This window comes from Acetitomaculum ruminis DSM 5522, from assembly GCF_900112085.1.
Taxonomy (GTDB): Bacteria; Bacillota; Clostridia; order Lachnospirales; family Lachnospiraceae; genus Acetitomaculum; species Acetitomaculum ruminis.
In genome coordinates, this window is record NZ_FOJY01000005.1 from 65,504 (window position 1) to 83,311 (window position 17,808).

Annotated in this window: 12 protein-coding genes; 7 read left to right on the forward strand and 5 right to left on the reverse strand. The window is 32.6% G+C overall.

What is annotated here, in order from left to right; genetic code table 11:
• Positions 1-73 precede the first annotated feature (73 nt).
• From BM153_RS04390 to BM153_RS04400, 3 genes are read left to right on the forward strand one after another with little or no spacing between them, the layout of a single operon-like run.
• Entirely contained in the window at positions 74-2,578 is a 2,505-nt protein-coding gene (locus BM153_RS04390) for a hypothetical protein (protein WP_143088267.1), read from the forward strand.
• Positions 2,579-2,608: 30 nt separating this feature from the next.
• On the forward strand, positions 2,609-4,588 hold the full coding sequence (locus BM153_RS04395; protein WP_092871161.1) for a transglycosylase domain-containing protein: 1,980 nt from the start codon (positions 2,609-2,611) through the stop codon (positions 4,586-4,588).
• A gap of 53 nt (positions 4,589-4,641) precedes the next feature.
• A complete protein-coding gene (locus BM153_RS04400) occupies positions 4,642-7,476 on the forward strand; it encodes a hybrid sensor histidine kinase/response regulator (protein ID WP_092871163.1) in 2,835 nt (944 codons plus the stop codon).
• Positions 7,477-7,534: 58 nt separating this feature from the next.
• On the opposite strand, the gene BM153_RS04405 is transcribed toward BM153_RS04400, so the two are convergent.
• The 5 genes from BM153_RS04405 to BM153_RS04425 all read right to left on the reverse strand — a co-directional run bounded on the left by BM153_RS04405 (position 7,535) and on the right by BM153_RS04425 (position 13,566).
• Positions 7,535-8,725 (reverse strand): ribose-phosphate pyrophosphokinase, encoded by a 1,191-nt coding sequence (locus BM153_RS04405; RefSeq protein WP_092871165.1) that lies wholly within the window; start codon positions 8,723-8,725, stop codon positions 7,535-7,537.
• A gap of 17 nt (positions 8,726-8,742) precedes the next feature.
• The gene (locus BM153_RS04410) at positions 8,743-9,723 is read right to left on the reverse strand and encodes an ATP-binding protein (protein WP_092871167.1); all 981 of its coding nucleotides are present in this window, start codon (positions 9,721-9,723) and stop codon (positions 8,743-8,745) included.
• A 63-nt stretch (positions 9,724-9,786) separates the two neighbouring features.
• Positions 9,787-10,869: a DnaD domain protein gene (locus tag BM153_RS04415; protein ID WP_092871169.1), complete on the reverse strand. Its 1,083-nt coding sequence runs from the start codon at positions 10,867-10,869 to the stop codon at positions 9,787-9,789.
• A 355-nt stretch (positions 10,870-11,224) separates the two neighbouring features.
• A complete protein-coding gene (gene murC, locus BM153_RS04420) occupies positions 11,225-12,601 on the reverse strand; it encodes a UDP-N-acetylmuramate--L-alanine ligase (RefSeq protein ID WP_092871171.1) in 1,377 nt (458 codons plus the stop codon).
• A gap of 116 nt (positions 12,602-12,717) precedes the next feature.
• Entirely contained in the window at positions 12,718-13,566 is an 849-nt protein-coding gene (locus BM153_RS04425; protein WP_092871173.1) for a hypothetical protein, read from the reverse strand.
• 225 nt (positions 13,567-13,791) lie between these two features.
• Here BM153_RS04425 and BM153_RS04430 point away from each other — a divergent pair, with 225 nt between their 5' ends.
• The 4 genes from BM153_RS04430 to pth all read left to right on the forward strand — a co-directional run bounded on the left by BM153_RS04430 (position 13,792) and on the right by pth (position 17,807).
• Positions 13,792-15,063, forward strand: coding sequence for a glucose-1-phosphate adenylyltransferase (locus tag BM153_RS04430; protein WP_092871175.1), 1,272 nt, complete (start codon positions 13,792-13,794; stop codon positions 15,061-15,063).
• Between the two features lie 18 nt (positions 15,064-15,081).
• Positions 15,082-16,200: a glucose-1-phosphate adenylyltransferase subunit GlgD gene (gene glgD / locus BM153_RS04435; RefSeq protein ID WP_092871177.1), complete on the forward strand. Its 1,119-nt coding sequence runs from the start codon at positions 15,082-15,084 to the stop codon at positions 16,198-16,200.
• Positions 16,201-16,445: 245 nt separating this feature from the next.
• On the forward strand, positions 16,446-17,174 hold the full coding sequence (locus tag BM153_RS04440) for a sugar phosphate nucleotidyltransferase (RefSeq protein ID WP_092871317.1): 729 nt from the start codon (positions 16,446-16,448) through the stop codon (positions 17,172-17,174).
• A gap of 12 nt (positions 17,175-17,186) precedes the next feature.
• Positions 17,187-17,807 (forward strand): aminoacyl-tRNA hydrolase, encoded by a 621-nt coding sequence (gene pth / locus BM153_RS04445; RefSeq protein WP_330392014.1) that lies wholly within the window; start codon positions 17,187-17,189, stop codon positions 17,805-17,807.
• Position 17,808 lies beyond the last annotated feature (1 nt).

Here is a 17,808-nt window from a genome sequence, read left to right on the forward strand (position 1 = left end):
AAACTATTATCTTTTGTGTTATAATTCCTTTGATTGTATAAAAATAATAACAATAGAAAGTGTGTTTATATATATGAGAAGAATTATTAAAACAGGAATATTTATTATAATTTTTTTATTAAGTGCCATTGTGACTTTTATTTTGACAGACAAGGAAGCCAGAGAAACCAAAGTTGCCATGAGTAAGGCGGTTTTCCCGATTATTTCCTTTAATTATGGGGAGAAAAAAGTAAATTATCTCCATGGATATGAAGAAGAAAAAAAATTATCAAATGTAAGAGGACCTGTTATTGCAGCAGATAATGCAGAATTGTCATTTAATATCCAAGACGGAGATATGATTATAAATAAAGTCAAATATGAAATAGTAAGTCTTGATATGAAAAAAACTTATGACAGCGGAGAAGTAAAAAATTTCACCTCAGGAAAAAGTGCCAATAATCTTAAATTAAATAAATTGAAATTAAAGGATAAAAACAAAGAATATGGACTTGTTATTGAACTTGTAAGTAATGATGAAAGTATCTGGTATTATTCCAGAGTAACAGCTTCAAATTCAGGATGTGATAAGATTTTAAAGTTTGCAGGGGATTTTTCCAATGCCGCTTTAGCACACGATAGAATTGACGGATTTGATGTTTCATATTACTTAGAGTCAGATGTTAATTCAAATAATTATAATAACAGCTACGGATATGTAGATATTAAGTCCAGTTACGAAATGGTAAAATGGGGAAATCTTGATGTCAAACTTAAGAATACGCCGGAATACTATATCTCTGAAATAAATGATTATTATGTCACCATTGATATGGATTTTATTGTTGAATTAAATGAAAAAAATTATGAAGTAAAAGAATATTACAGAGTAAAATATGTAAATGGAACATACTATTTATTAAGTTATGACAGGATAATGAATTCTATTTATACCAATAAAACAACTTCTGTTTCCGATAAAACTATTGATCTAGGGGTAGTAAATGATGACATTGACTTTAGGTCAAATGGGACTGGAACCATTGTTTCTTTTGTGCAAAATGCTTCTTTATATAGTTATAATTCAAAGAATTCCACTTTGTATAATGTGTTTAGTTTTAGTGACAGTGATGATTATGAGCCAAGGGAAGACTGTAAAGATCACTCCATAAAGATTCTTTCAATGGATGAAGTGGGAAATATTGACTTTGTAGTCAGTGGATATATGAATAGAGGAATTCACGAAGGTGAAAGTGGGATAGCAGTATACAGATTTGATATTGAGTTAAATTATGTAGAGGAAAGAGCCTTTATAAATAGTACTAAATCATATCCTCTTTTGAAAAAATCCCAGGGCGAATTATTATACTTAAATAATCTGGGAGACCTTTATATAGTTTTTGAAAATACCCTTTATAAAATTTCCCTTTACACTGAAAAAATTGATGTGGTAATGGAAAACATCAATGATGATTGTTATGTTGTAAATTCTAATGAAGGACTAATTGCATGGCATAAATCAAACAGCAAATACAATGAAACAAATATAGAAGTCTATGACATGGAGAGTGAAAAATCCTATGAGATTAATGCTTCTGACTCCCAAAAAATCATGGCTATAGGATTTATTGGAAGTGATTTTATTTATGGAACAGCCAATGACTCAGATATAATTACCACAGCCGGCGGTGAAGTTATTTTTGCCATGTGCCAGCTTGATATTTTAAATAATTCACAAAATATAAAAAATTATGCAAGACCGGGTGCTTACATCACTGAAGCACTTTTAAATGGTGAAGGGATAAATATAAAACTTTCAACAAAAACCCCTGATGGCGGCTATGTGGAAGCTGCTACTGATTCCATAGTAAATTCACAAAACAAAGATGATGAAAACGATACCAGGGCTACACTTTCAGCCTATCAGGATGAAACACTTCTTAGTAATAAAAAGATTGTCTTAAGTCAAAAGCCTGAAAAAGAAAGAATAAGTATAGAGACTCCTAAGGTTATTTCTTCTGTAGTTACGGAAATCAATCTTGAGAAAAAGCAGGATAAGGAGATTTATACTACCTATAAGGGAAAAGAGGCGCTTGTATCCACCGCCAGTCCGGCTATAGCCATAAAAGAGGCAGCTATAAACAGTGGTGTTGTAGTAGATTCTAAGCTTAATTATATTTTTAAAAAGGGTGCAAAACCCAATGAAGCTGAAGTGGAGGATATTAATCTTATAACAAACCATTCAAGTAGTCTGGGAAACTGTATTGCCATGATTTTAGCCCAAAAGCATGTTGATGACAGTGATGTTGACGAACTTATTTCCCAGGGAAAGAGCGGACACGACATATTATCTGAAAAATTAAATAAAAAGGTATATGATTTAAGCGGCTGTGATATAAATACAGTTTTATACTTTGTAAATCAGGGCTATCCTGTAATGGCCATGACAGATTCAAGTAATGTTGTTCTTATTACAGCATATACACCTTACAAAGTGACAATTTTAGACCCTAACAAAAATCAAAGCTATACATTAAGTATGGAAAGTGCCGATAATACATTCAAAGAAGTTGGAAATGTATTTTTAGCTGTTTTATGATAATTGTTGGAGTTTAAAAGAAAAAGAAATATGAAATCAAATGTTAAAAAGAAAAAGAAAAGTTCCTTCAGACGCTTTTTAAGGATACAGGTTTATTTAATATTATTTGTTTTGGCTGCCCTTATGTATTACTTTTTCGGTGGGAAGGCAGCACAGATAAAGACTATCCATGACGAGGCTTTACGCTACGCCAGAAGATCGGGAGAAAGCACTTTTAAGGCTTCTTTGACCAGTGTGGTATATGACAAGGATGGAAATGAAATAACCTCCATAAAGGGGGAAAAAGACGTTTATTATCTTTGTGAAAATGAAATACCAAACTATGTAAAAGAAGCCTTTGTTAATAGCGAGGACAAGAATTTTTATAAGCATAAAGGTGTGGATTTTAAGGCAGTTGTCCGGGCAGGTATAGATATTATTAAAAACCGGGAGATAACTCAGGGTGCCAGCACCATTACCATGCAGTTAGCAAGAAATGTTTTTCTAAGTCAGGAAGTTACCTGGGAGAGAAAAATGGAAGAAATTTTTATAGCCATTGAGCTGGAAAAAATGTATACCAAAGGGAAAATTCTTGAATTTTATATTAATAATATTTACTTTGCAAATGGCTATTACGGCATAGGTGCGGCCTGTAAAGGATATTTTAATACAGACATTTCCAGTTTAAGTTTATCTCAAATTGCATTTTTATGTGCAATTCCTAACAATCCAACACTTTATAATCCAGTAGATAATTTCGATAACACTATAAAGAGGCGGGACAGGCTTTTAGAGGGCATGCAAAAAGATGGAATTATTTCAATGGAACAGCTTAATACCGCAAAAAATGAGCAAATTGTATTAAATCTTAATGATATTTCCACTAGCAATTATGTGGAAACCTATACTTACTATTGTGCTACAAGAAAGCTCATGGAAGCCCAGGGATTTAAGTTCAGATATGATTTTAAGTCTGTTGAGGATGAAATGAATTACAGTGAGGAATATTCAAGTTTATATTCCCAGTGTCAGATGTCTTTGTTCACAGGAGGTTTACGAATCTACACTTCCATAGACATAAATAAGCAAAATCTATTGCAGGATACATTAAATAATGTTTTATCACAATATAATACTGTTAACGAAGAAAATGTGTATCAGCTTCAGGGCTCGGCTACCTGTATAAATAATGATACCGGTTTAGTGGAGGCTATAGTGGGAGGCAGAAAGCAGGATGAGATTAAGGGATATACCTTAAATCGTGCCTATCAATGCTTCAGACAACCCGGAAGCAGTATAAAGCCTCTTATAGTTTATACACCGGCCTTTGAACTTGGTTATACACCAAATGATACAGTAGCAGATGTGAAAACAGAAAACGGACCCAAAAACGGAGATGGAACATATCTGGGAAATATTTCCATTAGAACAGCTATTGAGCTTTCAAAAAACACAGTTGCCTGGAATTTATTAAATGATATAAGCCCTCAAATCGGACTTTCATATATAAAAAAAATGAACTTTGAAGAAATTAAAAATACAGATTATACAGATGCAGCAGCTCTTGGAGGACTTACAAAAGGGGTATCAAGTCTTGAAATGACAAAGGCTTTTTCTACCATAGAAAATGATGGAGTCTACAGGGAGGCTTCGGATATTGTAAAAATAACAGATGCGCAAGGGAATATTATTGTGGATAAAAACCAGGAAGAAATCCAGGTTTATAAAAAAGATGCCTGTGATAAAATGACCGATTGTTTAAGAGGAGTTCTTACAAAGGGGACAGCTAAAGGTTATGCCTTTGAGGGCATGGATATTGCCGGAAAAACAGGGACCACCAATGATAATAAAGACGGGTGGTTTGTGGGCTATAGTCATTATTATACAACAGGGGTATGGGTAGGTTATGATATTCCACAAACTCTTCCCGGAAGTTCCGCTTCCAGATTTCCCCTTACCATTTGGTATAATTTTATGAAAAATATTCATCAGGGACTGGAAAATGTGGAATTAGCTTCATGGAATCCATAAACACTAAACTGGCATAGTAACTTTTACATCTGCCTGGAAACAGGAGGGAAAATATGAAGAATAGAAAGATAATACTGATAACAGCAGGAATAATGGCCTTTATAGCGATAGTTACGGGTATTCTTATATGCTATAACCAAATTGTTTTTAAAGTCTGGACTTCAGAGATTGAGGCTGCTCAGGACAGGAATGCTTTGTGTGCTGACAGATTTGAGGAGTTTATTGATAATAATCTTAATCTGCTTAAGGTATTTGCTGTATCCTATCAATCAGGAGATGTAAGTGATGATGAAATAGAACATAATATCAATGATATTGAAAATTATTATATATATTCACTTTATAAACATTGTGTGTTTTATATAAAAGCCGACGGCGACATGAAAAATTCCAATAGTGAGATTTCTGATTTTATTGATTCCAAAGAAATATTTAATGATATAAAAAATGAAGAAGAAGATTCCTGTGTTATGGCTTATTATCCAAATGAAAAGAATAATAAAGGGTGTATTTTGGTATTCGCACAGAAATTTAAAAACAAGGATGAAGTTGACGGAGTAATGGGAATAGTCCTATACTTTGACGATATCAGAAAGATGATATCAAATCATGAATTAATAAAAAACGGAGAAGTTTATGTGATATTTCCAAATGGTGATATTGTTTATCATCCTGAAAACAAGTACCAGAAAGAGGATGATTTTGTAAATACCAGGGATATAGAAGATGATGAGCTTATTAATTTCTTTAAAAGCTCTAATGCTCGCAATAAAGAGGGAATTACAGATACTGACAATATAAAAAGAATCTGTTTTTCAAGTTATATATACTATGGTGAAATAAAATTTATCACTGTTGTTAACGAAGAAAGCTTTGGATTAGCCAAAAGAACTATCAAATTTTATTATTACATTGTAGCTTTTTCCGGAGTTTTAATAAGTTTATTATTTATCACAATCTTTATATGGAGAATAAATAAGGCAGACGCAGCCAATAAGGCAAAATCAGAATTTCTGGCCAATATGTCTCATGAGATAAGAACTCCTATGAATGCCATTACCGGAATGGCGGAAATGCTTTTAAGGGGAAATCTTCCACCTCAGGAAAGAGAGTATGTTTCCCAGATAAAAATAGCCGGACAAAATCTTTTAAGCATAATAAACGATATTCTTGATTTTTCTAAAATTGAGTCAGGAAAGCTTGATTATATTGAGGCGGAGTATGAGACTATCTCCTTAGAAGAAGACATAGAGGGAATAATATCTAATAGAATAATAAATAAAAATGTTGAATTTGTTATAGATATTAATCCTAATCTTCCGGCGAAGTTATATGGTGACTCCAGCAGAATCAGGCAGGTAATACTTAATTTTATTAATAATGCCGTAAAATTTACAGAACGGGGAAAAGTTGAATTTAAGCTTGATTTTAAAAGAAATGAAGAGGACTTTCTTTTAATGGCAAGCATCATAGATTCCGGTCAGGGGATAAAACCAGAAGATTTAAATAAACTTTTTAAATCCTTTGCCCAGGTAAATAAGGATATTAATAAAAGCAAGGAAGGAACAGGTTTAGGCCTTGCCATTTCTAAAAAAATTATAGAAAGTATGAAAGGACAGGTAGGAGTAAAAAGCGAGTTTGGAAAGGGAAGTGAATTTTATTTTTCACTGCCTCAAAAGGTAGTGGACTATCTGCCTATAGCAATGGTGAATGAACCTTTACAAATAAGAGCAGGAAAACTTATTTCAAATATATATGCTGATGAAATTTTAGGAAGTATTTTTGACGAATTAGGAGTTATTTATACTGATTATAAAAATGTATTCGATATAGTCACTGCCCATAAAGAGCATCTTACTCATGTATTTGTAGATGAGGTTTATTTAAATGATACCGTAAAGAGATTTATAAATGTAACTGAAAATATAATTTTTATTGTAATAGTATCTTTTGATACCGATGTTACAAAATTTGGACATGTAAAATGCAGATATTTAAGAAAACCGGTAAACAGTGTAAAAATAGCCGAATTTTTAAATGAAAGTGATTACAAGAAAAAAGAAGTAATGGCAGAATATGAGAAGTTTACCGCCTCAGAGGCTGAGATACTTATAGTAGATGACAATAAGGTAAATCAGACTGTTGTAAAGGGACTCTTAAAGCCTCTTAATATGAAAATTGACCTGGTTTATTCTGGATTTGATGCCATAGAAAAAGTCTCCAATAAAAAATATGATATCATTTTTATGGATCATATGATGCCGGAGATGGATGGTATCGAAACTACTAAAAGGATAAGAAATATGAAGGGGGAATACTACAAAAAAGTTCCGATAATAGCTCTTACAGCCAATGCATTAGAGGGCATGGAGGAGTTATTCTTAGCAGAGGGAATGAATGACTATGTGGAAAAACCTATAGAAATGTCCAAAATAACGGAAATTCTTTTAAAATGGCTGCCTAAAGAGAAGATAGAGCATGGTACCTATGTTACCGTGGGGGATGATGAAGATGATAAAGATATGAAAGAGTTTCTCCTTCGTCTTAATGAAAACGGTTTTAATCCTGATGCAGTTTTATTGATGTTTGAAAGTATTTCTTCCTACAGGGAGGAACTGGAAAAATTTTATAAGGAAATGGACTATAAAATGGGACAAATCCTTAAATATGTAAAAGAAAAAAAGACAAACCTGTTCACCGTTGAGATGCATACTGTAAGGGACAAGGCTCAAAAGTTTGGTTTCACGGAGCTTTTTGAAAAAGCAGAATATCTTGAACATTGTGGCTACAAGGACAATGTTGATGAGATAAAGAACAATATGTCTGCCTTTGTGGAGGAGTATGAAAAAGTAAAGAAAAAGATTTCAACGGTATTAAATAATAAATAAAAAAAGCATCTGATTTGTTTTTTACAAATCAGATGCTTTTTTTATAGATTAAGAAATATTATTTTATGCTATATGGATCTTTTTTGTATTCTCCAACGAGTTTTTCAATTCTTTCAAATGGATTAAGAAGTTCACTCATGGAAGAATCAGTATTTAATATATCAATGATGAAGGCAATATATTTACTCATATCGCAACTTACATAATAATCCCTTTTAAGAAGTTCAGGTGACTGATATATAAGGTTTGTTGTAAGAATTTTATCAATAAGACCTTCTTCATGGGCTTTATCAAAGATTTCAAGACCGTTTGTAAAAAGTCCAAAGGTAGCAGCACAAAAGATTCTCTTAGCTTTTCTTTTCTTAAGTTCTCTTGCTACATCAATCATACTTTCTCCGGAGGAAATCATATCATCGATAATAACAACATCTTTTCCTTCTAAGGATGAACCTAAAAATTCATGGGCGACGATAGGATTATGTCCGTCTATAATTGTAGAATAATCACGACGTTTGTAGAACATACCTATGTCAATTCCAAGGATTGTAGCAAGGTAAACAGCTCTTTCAGTAGCACCTTCATCAGGGCTGATTATCATAAGATGGTCTTTATCTATTTTAAGGTCTTTAACAGTTTTTAAAAGTCCTTTTACGAACTGGTAAGAAGGTCTTACTGTTTCAAAACCTTTAAGTGGAATGGCATTTTGAACTCTAGGGTCGTGGGCATCAAAAGTAATGATATTATCAACGCCCATATTTGTAAGTTCCTGAAGTGCCAAAGCACAGTCTAAAGATTCTCTTGTACTTCTTTTATGTTGACGGCTCTCATAAAGATAAGGGATGATAACGGTTATTCTGCGGGCCTTTCCACCTAAAGCAGCAATAGTTCTTCTTAAATCTGCAAAGTGATCATCCGGGGACATATGGTTTACATGTCCGCAAATATTGTAAGTAAGACTATAATTTGTAACATCCACCAGGATAAAAAGGTCATGACCTCTAACAGTTTCTAAAATAAGACCTTTAGCCTCTCCGGAACTGAAACGCGGGCACTGAGCCTTGATAATGAAAGAGTCTTTCTCGTAACCTTCAAAAGCCGGATTATCAATGTGTTTTCCGGAACGGGCTTTACGCCATCTTACAAGGTAGTTATTAACCTTTTCACCTAATTCATTGATTCCTTTAAGTGGAATGATTCCAAGTGCTCCAACAGGGATAATGTCTGCAACCTGATCAGCCTGTCTCTTCATAAAAAATTACCTCCAAGTTAAATCTGTTGTTTGATTGTTCGGATGTCCCTTCCATAAAATTTGCGCAATTGATAATTTCCCATTATTCTTGAAAGAATTCTATCAGAATACTTTTCCTTAATGCTTGCTAGGGACATATTAGTAGAAATAATAGTTGGTTTTTGCTTCAAAATTCTTTCATTCAAACACAAAAACAATTGGGAAGAAGTAAATGTATTATTTATTTCGGTTCCCAGGTCATCTATAATAAGCAAATCGCAGTTAAAGATATATGATGTGTCAACTGGCTTTGGCCTATTCTTGTTAAAAGTGCTATCGGCAAGAAGTTCAAATAACTCAAATGCCGTAAAATAAATAACGGAATGATTACTTGCAATAAGCTCTCTGGCAATACAGTTGGATAAAAAGGTTTTACCGGTGCCTGTATCTCCGTAAAAAAACAAATTTTTGTAGCTTGTATCAAATTCTTTAACAAATAAAATACTGTCATTAAATGCAAGCTTAATAAGATGCAAGGAAGAAAGACCACTGATAGGATCTTTATCTTCGTCACTATAATAATCTATATTAAAAGTATCAAAATTTTCTTTATCTGTAATATTTTTTAAGTTGGAATCTGAATATAATAAATTAATGGCAAGTTTATTAAAACAATCACATTTTTTATTGTCGATAAAACCACTGTCCTTACACTTAGGACAGTCGTAATGAATTGTAAGATAATCCTTGGGATAGCCATAGGCTTTTAACAAAGACTTTCTTTCATCAGCTAGTTGAGAAATTTTATCATGAACAAAGGTGACATCTTCCTTTGACAAACCAAGTTTATAACGGGCTTTTTTTAGGCATAAAGAAGAAATTTGTGAATCTATTTCCTTAAAACGGGAGTCTAAAGAGTGTATTTCTTCCAGCTTATTGTTATAAATCTGTTCATTTTTTAATTGTCTTTGATTAATAATACGCATAATGCTATTAATTTGTGAATTTGTTAAAGCCATTTTTTATCCTTTATATAAGACAGGTCTCTTTAAATAAGAAAGAGGCTTATAATTTAGCAACATCTATTGACTTATGAGCTTTCTTTCAAGTTCTGCATAAGAATCAAAAGCTCTTTGTGGAAAATCATTAAACTTATTGTTTGAATAATGATGATTATTAGTCTGTTTAACTTTTTTAGTGGAACGGGCATGCTCATCATCACAGTTTTTAACATCCTCTAAGGTTTTAACTCCTTTTTCAAACCAGTCTGTTAAAATTTTATTTGCGTAAGGAAAGCTTGGGTTAGTTGCCTTAAGCAAAGTTTTGTCACAGGCTTCTTTTATTATATCACTGTTATAGTGATATTCATATTGCCATTTAGAGATAAGTTTCAACTCTGCATCCCCAAAATCTCTGTCATTAAGGCCAAAAGCTTTCTTTACTGTATTATAAACTTTATCAAATTTTTTAACATATTCTTTGGCCTGATCCTCATTTTTAATATTTTTTTCTGCCCAGTTACAGGCTACTTTTTTTATGTAGTGGAGACTGGTGTGTTTTCTTGTGACACAATATTCCAGTAAATAATCTATAAGGTTTGTTGAAAATTGTAACTTATCGTAAAAATAGCATATAGTTTCAACTTCCTTCATGTTAAGAAGTCTTCCTAAGTATTGCTGGGCAATCATAAGGGCTTCTTCTATATTTTCATTTTTCTTAAGACTTGCAAGTTCATCTCTACTATAGGATATATCTTTTTTTTCATTTTCCTTTACAAGTTCGTTTTCATTTAGTTCTATGATTTCTTCGTGAGCAATAATATTTTCTGTGGAATCCGGATTAATATTATCATTATCTGAAGGCGAATTATCATCTAAAAGAGTGATGGAGGTGATGTTTTCATCCCTGTCACTTTCTAAACTGAGCAGATTTGACTTTTCCCAGTATTTTAAGGCTCTTATAACATCATTATCAGTATTTTCAAATTTGTCGGCAATTGATGAAATGGTAATATTATCACTGCCTCTTTGAATAAGGCTTAAAAGGTATACATATATTTTTACATATTCACCGTTTGCCTTTGGCATATAATTGTCGATAAAACTATTATCCAATAAGGTTGAATGTGTAGATTTTTGATTTTTGATATTTATAAGACCTTTCATGTTTTATGACTCCTAAAATACTGTGAATTGATTTAATCTGTTTCAAGCGCAGATTATTATATCACAGACAAGTTGATTTTGAAATAAAAAATTTAATTTCTTTTATGGGATAAAAGACGCATATATCAAGCTTTTATAACAATTTTTTTCACAAAAAAAATCGAAAATTTATTCACATTGGAATGTGGAAAATGTGGATATGTGGAAAAATAAAAAAATTCTCTTTAATTTATTGAAAAATAAAAGATTTTAATGTAAGTCAATTATCCACAAATTAATCACAGAAAAATAAAAAAAACCCACATATTTATTTACAAAATTTGTTAATAAATATGTGGATAATGTGGAAAACTTTTTATTTTAGTAGGTCTTCGCCTACTTTTACAACATTTCCGGCACCCATAGTTATCAACAGGTCACCGTCAATACTTTGTGAAATAATAAACTTTTCAATTTCTTCAAAACTTTTAAAGTAATAAGCTTCTTTTCCCTTTTGTGCTAAAAGCTTTCTGATATCATCTGAAGATATTCCTAAATTGTCAGTTTCTCTGGCAGCGTAAATATCAGCTAAAATTATCATATCAGAAAGAGAAAGTGCATCTGCAAAATCCTTAAGGAAGGCCTTTGTCCTGCTGTAGGTATGAGGCTGGAATATAACAATAAGTCTTTTATGTGGATAATTTAAGGCAGCCTTTAAGGTGGCACTTATTTCAGTAGGATGATGAGCATAGTCATCAATAATGGTAGCTCCCTTAAAATTACCTTTTATTTCAAAACGCCTTTTGGCACCTCTAAATTCAAGGAGTCCGGATTTTATGTCTTTATAGGAAATCTCCATAAGTCGTAAAAAGGCAATAGCACTTAATGCGTTTAAAATATTGTGTTCTCCCGGAACTTTAAGAGTTATGACTTCTTCAAACTGACCCTTATATAATAATTTAAAATTCGTACAGCCCTTTTCATCATAGGAAATATCTGTGGCAGAATAATCGCTTTTTGGGTCAAAACCAAAGGTGATAAGATTCGCCTTGCTTTCTTTTGCTATTTCTTCGTAATTTTCAATGCCTGTATTTATAATAAGATTTCCGTCTTCAGGAAGAAGATTTGTGAATTTTTTAAAGGAATTTCTTACATCTGCAAGGTCTTTAAAAAAATCAAGATGTTCTGCTTCAATATTTAAAATTATGGATGTGGTTGGAAACAGGCTTAAAAATGAATTGGTATATTCACAGGCTTCAGTTACAAAATAAGGAGATTTACCTATTCTGATGTTTCCGCCAATGCAATCAAGCATCCCTCCTACTGATACGGTAGGATCTTTTTTTGCTTCCATTAAAACCTGGGTAATCATGGAAGTGGTAGTGGTTTTTCCATGGGTACCGGAAATTGCAAGGGAGTGGTCATAATTTTTCATTATTTGTCCCAAAAGCATAGCCCTTGTAAGAAGAGGTATATTTTTTTCTACTGCAGCCTGGTATTCTTCATTATCTTCGTGTATGGCAGCAGAATAAACAACTAGATCTATGTCATCACTTATATTTGAGGCTTTTTGGCCGATGAAAATTTTTATGCCTTCTAAGCTTAATTTGTCAGTGATGGTACTTTTGTTTGAATCTGAGCCGGAAACCGTGAAATTATTATGGTGCAGGATAGTAGCCAGTCCGCTCATACTTATACCGCCGATTCCCATAAAATGAACATGGACAGGTTTAGAAAAATCTATCTGATACATTGTTTTGTCCTCCTTGTGTCATGTATCTTTAAGGGTCAGATATTTTTAATATAAGACCAGATGGTTTTGATTTAATTACAAAACTCAATTATATAACTTATTATTCTTTTTAACAACTATTCATCCTCAATCTTTTCTTTGACATAGCCATTTTGTCCCGGAGATTTCATCCATTTTGGCAAAGACTGACTTATGGTTAAATAATCAGCGTTTTTATCAGAATAGTAATATATTATGGAATATATATGTGAGGCATAGGTATGTTTATTATTATTCCAGGCTTTTAAGCCTTTTTTTGTTAATGCATAGGATAGGACATGGCAGGTGTTTTTTTCATTTTCATCATCTTCATCTTTGCTTAAATTATTATCTTTGGGAATTAACAGATAATCATCTTCTTTTTTATACCATTTATCAAGAATATCTTTTGGAAGATAGGCATCTCTAACAGTTTCTGCCTCATTAATGTCTACCTTTTCATTGTTGGCAAAATTCTGGAAATATATTTCAATGCGTCTTATGGTATCGTCATTAGTATCTCCCTTCATGTTTAAAACAGTATAGTCAGAGTAATCAAAGGAAGAGTCGGAAAAAATGATTTTATTGGTAATAATTTCATTCCAGATTTCGTGAGCTTTTTTGGTGCTGCCATAAAATTTTGGATGATTATCCTTTAATATCAGGGAAAAGTCAGAATCTTTTATTAAAACATCTGAAGAGGATATTTTCTCCTTAGTTGCAAAAGCTGTTATTTTATTACTGATATAGGATAAATCCGGAAGTCCGTTATTTAAGACATAAATACTTGCAACAAAAACAAGTGAGCAAAAAAGTAAGGAAAAAAATTTCATTATACTTTTAATAAAGTCCTTACGAAAAAGACTGACTAGGCATAATATGGTGAAAACCACCATTCCAAGCAATGACAACATAAAAAAGGCCAGACAAACATTGTTAATATTCATAAGCTCATACTCCCTATTGTATAAAAATAATTTTGTCCTTTAAAATTAATATAAATGAACAAAAAATCAAAGAGAAAAATCGGAAAATACACATATTTATTCTAACATATACATACATTTTTATGAATAATAAAAAATGTACAGAAAAAACCGATTTATATATATAAGGTTTTAACATTAAATGATATAATCGTTAATATAATAATTATAAGAGAGGAAAAGCTTATGATGAAAAAAGAAATGATTGCCATGCTTTTAGCGGGAGGTCAGGGGAGCAGACTTGGGGTACTTACTGCAAACATGGCAAAGCCGGCTGTGGCATTCGGGGGAAAATACAGGATAATTGATTTCCCTCTTAGCAATTGCATTAATTCCGGAATTGATACTGTTGGAGTTCTGACTCAGTATCAACCTCTTAAATTAAATTCACATATTGGAATTGGTATTCCCTGGGATCTGGATAGAAATGTAGGTGGAGTTTCAGTTTTACCGCCTTATGAAAAAAACGGTAACAGTGAATGGTATACCGGTACAGCTAATGCAATATATCAAAATATCAATTATATTGAAACTTTTAATCCGGATTATGTATTGATATTATCCGGAGACCATATTTACAAAATGGATTATGAGATTATGCTGGATTATCATAAGGAAAACAGCGCCGGAATAACCATAGCCGCCATGCCTGTACCTATGAGTGAAGCCAGTCGTTTCGGTATTGTAGTGGCAGATGAAACAGGAAAGATAACAGAATTTGAGGAAAAACCTGCCAATCCAAAGAGTAATCTTGCCTCCATGGGAATTTATATCTTTGACTGGAAAATTTTAAGGGAGTCTTTGCTGGCATTAAAAGATGTAGAAGAATGTGATTTTGGAAAACATATTATTCCGTATTGTTTTGAAAAAAATATCAGAATATTTGCCTATGAATTTAATGGATATTGGAAAGATGTTGGAACATTGTCTTCATATTGGGATGCAAATATGGAGCTTATAGATCTTGTACCTGAATTTAATTTGTATGAAGAATTCTGGAAAATCTATACAAATAACAACAATGTTATTCAGCCGCAATATATAGGCCAGGAAGCCAAAATAGAAAGAAGTATAATTGGTGACGGTTCTAATATATACGGAAGTGTAATAAACTGTGTTATAGGTTCAGGAGTGACTGTTAAGGCCGGAAGCATAGTAAGGGATTCTATTCTTATGTCAAATACGGTTATAGGTGAAAACAGCAGAATTGAAAAAGCCATAATAGCTGATGATACAAAAATCGGCAACGATGTTATAGTAGGATTTGGGGATGAAAAAGCAAATAAATTAAATGATAAGATTTATAATTGCGGTCTGGTTACAATAGCTGAAAAAACAGTTATCCCTAACGGAGTAAAGATTGGAAAAAATACGGCTATTTCGGGAGTTACACAGCCAGAGGATTATCCTGCGGGAATTCTTGACAGTGGGGAAGTTATTATTAAAGAAGTAAAATAATTTAAGGATGGTGATAATATGAATGCAATTGGTTTAATTTTAGCCGGCGGCAATAGTTTCGCCATGAGAGAACTTACGGATAAAAGAGCCACAGCTGCCATGCCGGTAGCCGGAGGCTATAGAAGTATAGATTTTGTATTAAGTAATATGACAAATTCTGGAGTGAAGACAGTTGCGGTTCTTACTCAATACAATGCCCGTTCTTTAAATGAACACTTAAGTTCATCAAAATGGTGGAATTTCGGACGTAAACAGGGTGGATTATTTGTATTTAATCCTACCATTACAAAAGAAAATACAATGTGGTACAGGGGTACTGCAGACTGTATGTATCAAAACCTTGATTTTCTTTTAAGAAGACACGAACCATATGTAATTGTGGCAAATGGAAACTGCCTTTATAAAATGGATTATGGCAAGGTAATTGATTATCATATTTCAAAGGGCGCAGATATTACGGTGGTTTGCAAAGAACTGCCTGGAAATACTGATTTTAGCCGTTTTGGTGTGATAAAAACCAATGAGACAAAAAGAATAATAGAGTTTGAAGAAAAACCTATGATGGCTCATTCAAGAACAGTTTCTATTGGAGTTTATGTTATAAGAAGACGACTTTTAATTGAGCTTTTGCAAAGAAGTATTGTTGAAGGCAGATATGATTTTGTAAATGATATTATAATTCGCTATAAAAACCTTAAAAAAATCTACGCCTATGAAATGGAAGGCTATTGGAGTAACATTTCCACTGTGGAAGCTTACTATCAGGCAAATATGGACTTTTTAAAGGAAGATGTCAGAAGTTACTTTTTTAATGAAAGTCCATACATTTTTTCAAAATCAGATGATATGCCTCCTGCAAAATATAACCCTGGGGCAGTAGTTAGAAATTCTCTGGTGGCCAGTGGATGTATAATTAACGGTACCGTGGAAAATTCAGTATTATTTAAAAAAGTTTTTGTAGGCACAAACTGTGTAATAAAAAATTCCATAGTTTTAAATGATGTGTATTTAGGGGATAATTCTCATTTTGAAAACTGTATAGTAGAAAGCCGGGGAACTATGATTGAAAATGCATATCACATTGGAAGTGATGAAATAAAGGTAGTTATTGAAAAAAATGACAGATATATTTTGTAAAGAGCATTTAAATAGCTAATTTTAAAGGAATCCGGTGGATTTGTTAAGAGATATCCCACCCTTATAAGAGTAATTGGTGATGCTTTGAAAGGCATCTAATTAAATAAAGAGACAGAAAGTGAGACCGAAGTGTATGCTTTAGTCTCATTTTATTTAAGAATTATCCTCCTTTACAAGAAGGAAATATATTAATATTATAAGTAATGAATGTTTTAACCAAATTTGAAAATGAGAGGATGAATTTTATGGCTACAATGAAAGCTTTAATATTGGCAGCCGGAAAGGGCAGCAGGATGAAATCTGACCTTCCAAAGGTTGTACATAAGATTAACGATAAATGTCTTGCAGAATATGTTATAGATGAAGTAAAAAAAGCAGGAGTTGACGATATATGTCTTGTTACAGGTTATAAAGAAGATATTGTAAAGGCTAATATCAATAGAGAAGTATCCTATGTTAATCAGCCTGAGCAGTTAGGAACCGGTCATGCAGTAATGTGTGCAAAAGATTTTTTGGGAAATGAAGGAAGCGTATTAATTCTTTGCGGAGATACTCCTTTAATAAGGGCAGAAAGTTTAAAGAATTTAATGGATTTTCATATAAAAAACAACAATATGGCAACTGTATTATCAGCTAAAGCAGATGACCCTACAGGTTATGGAAGAATTGTAAGAAATGAAAAGGGAGAATTTCTTAAAAATGTAGAGCATAAGGATGCAAGTATAGAGGAAAGAAAGATATGTGAGATAAATTCCGGAATGTATGTTTTTGATTGTCAGGCACTTTCAAATGCTCTTTCCCATTTAAAAAATGATAATGCTCAAAATGAATATTATCTGCCGGATGCCGTTTATATTATTAAAAATATGGGGCAAAAGGTAGATGCCATGATGATAGAGGATATGACAGAAATAGCAGGAGTTAATACAAAAGAACAGTTGGAGTATGCCAAATCCGTAATTGATAACAGATAATAAGGGGTAAAAATGTTTGAAGGTATAAAAAATTATTTCAGAAAGGAAAAAACAATGTTTATAGTAGCAGGACTGGGAAATCCCGGTAGCAAATATGAAAATACCAGACATAATGCCGGATTTTTGGTGATGGATGAGTTGGCAAATAAAAGTATGATTACCATAGAAAAAAGGCAGAAATTAAGCTTTACAGGTGAAATACGAATCGATGGTAAAAAAACAGTTTTAGCTAAGCCTCAAACCTTTATGAATAATTCAGGAGAAAGTATCAGACCTCTTTGCGATTTTTATAAAATAGATATAAATAATGAACTTATTGTGGTTTATGATGATATTTCCTTAGAACCGGGAAGCATCAGGGTAAGAAAAAAAGGAAGTGCCGGTGGACATAATGGAATGAAAAGCATTATCTCTCACCTTTCTACACAAGATTTTATAAGAGTAAGAGTAGGGGTAGGAGCCAAGCCTGCCAATATGGATCTGGCCGATTTTGTTTTAGCCACAACTAGGGGAAAGGATGCAGAACTTTTTAAAGAAGGAATAAAAAATGCTGCTGATGCTGTGGAATGCATTATAAAAGAAGGCGTTGATGCAGCTATGAACAAATATAATAAAAAAACAGTCAGGGAGTAAA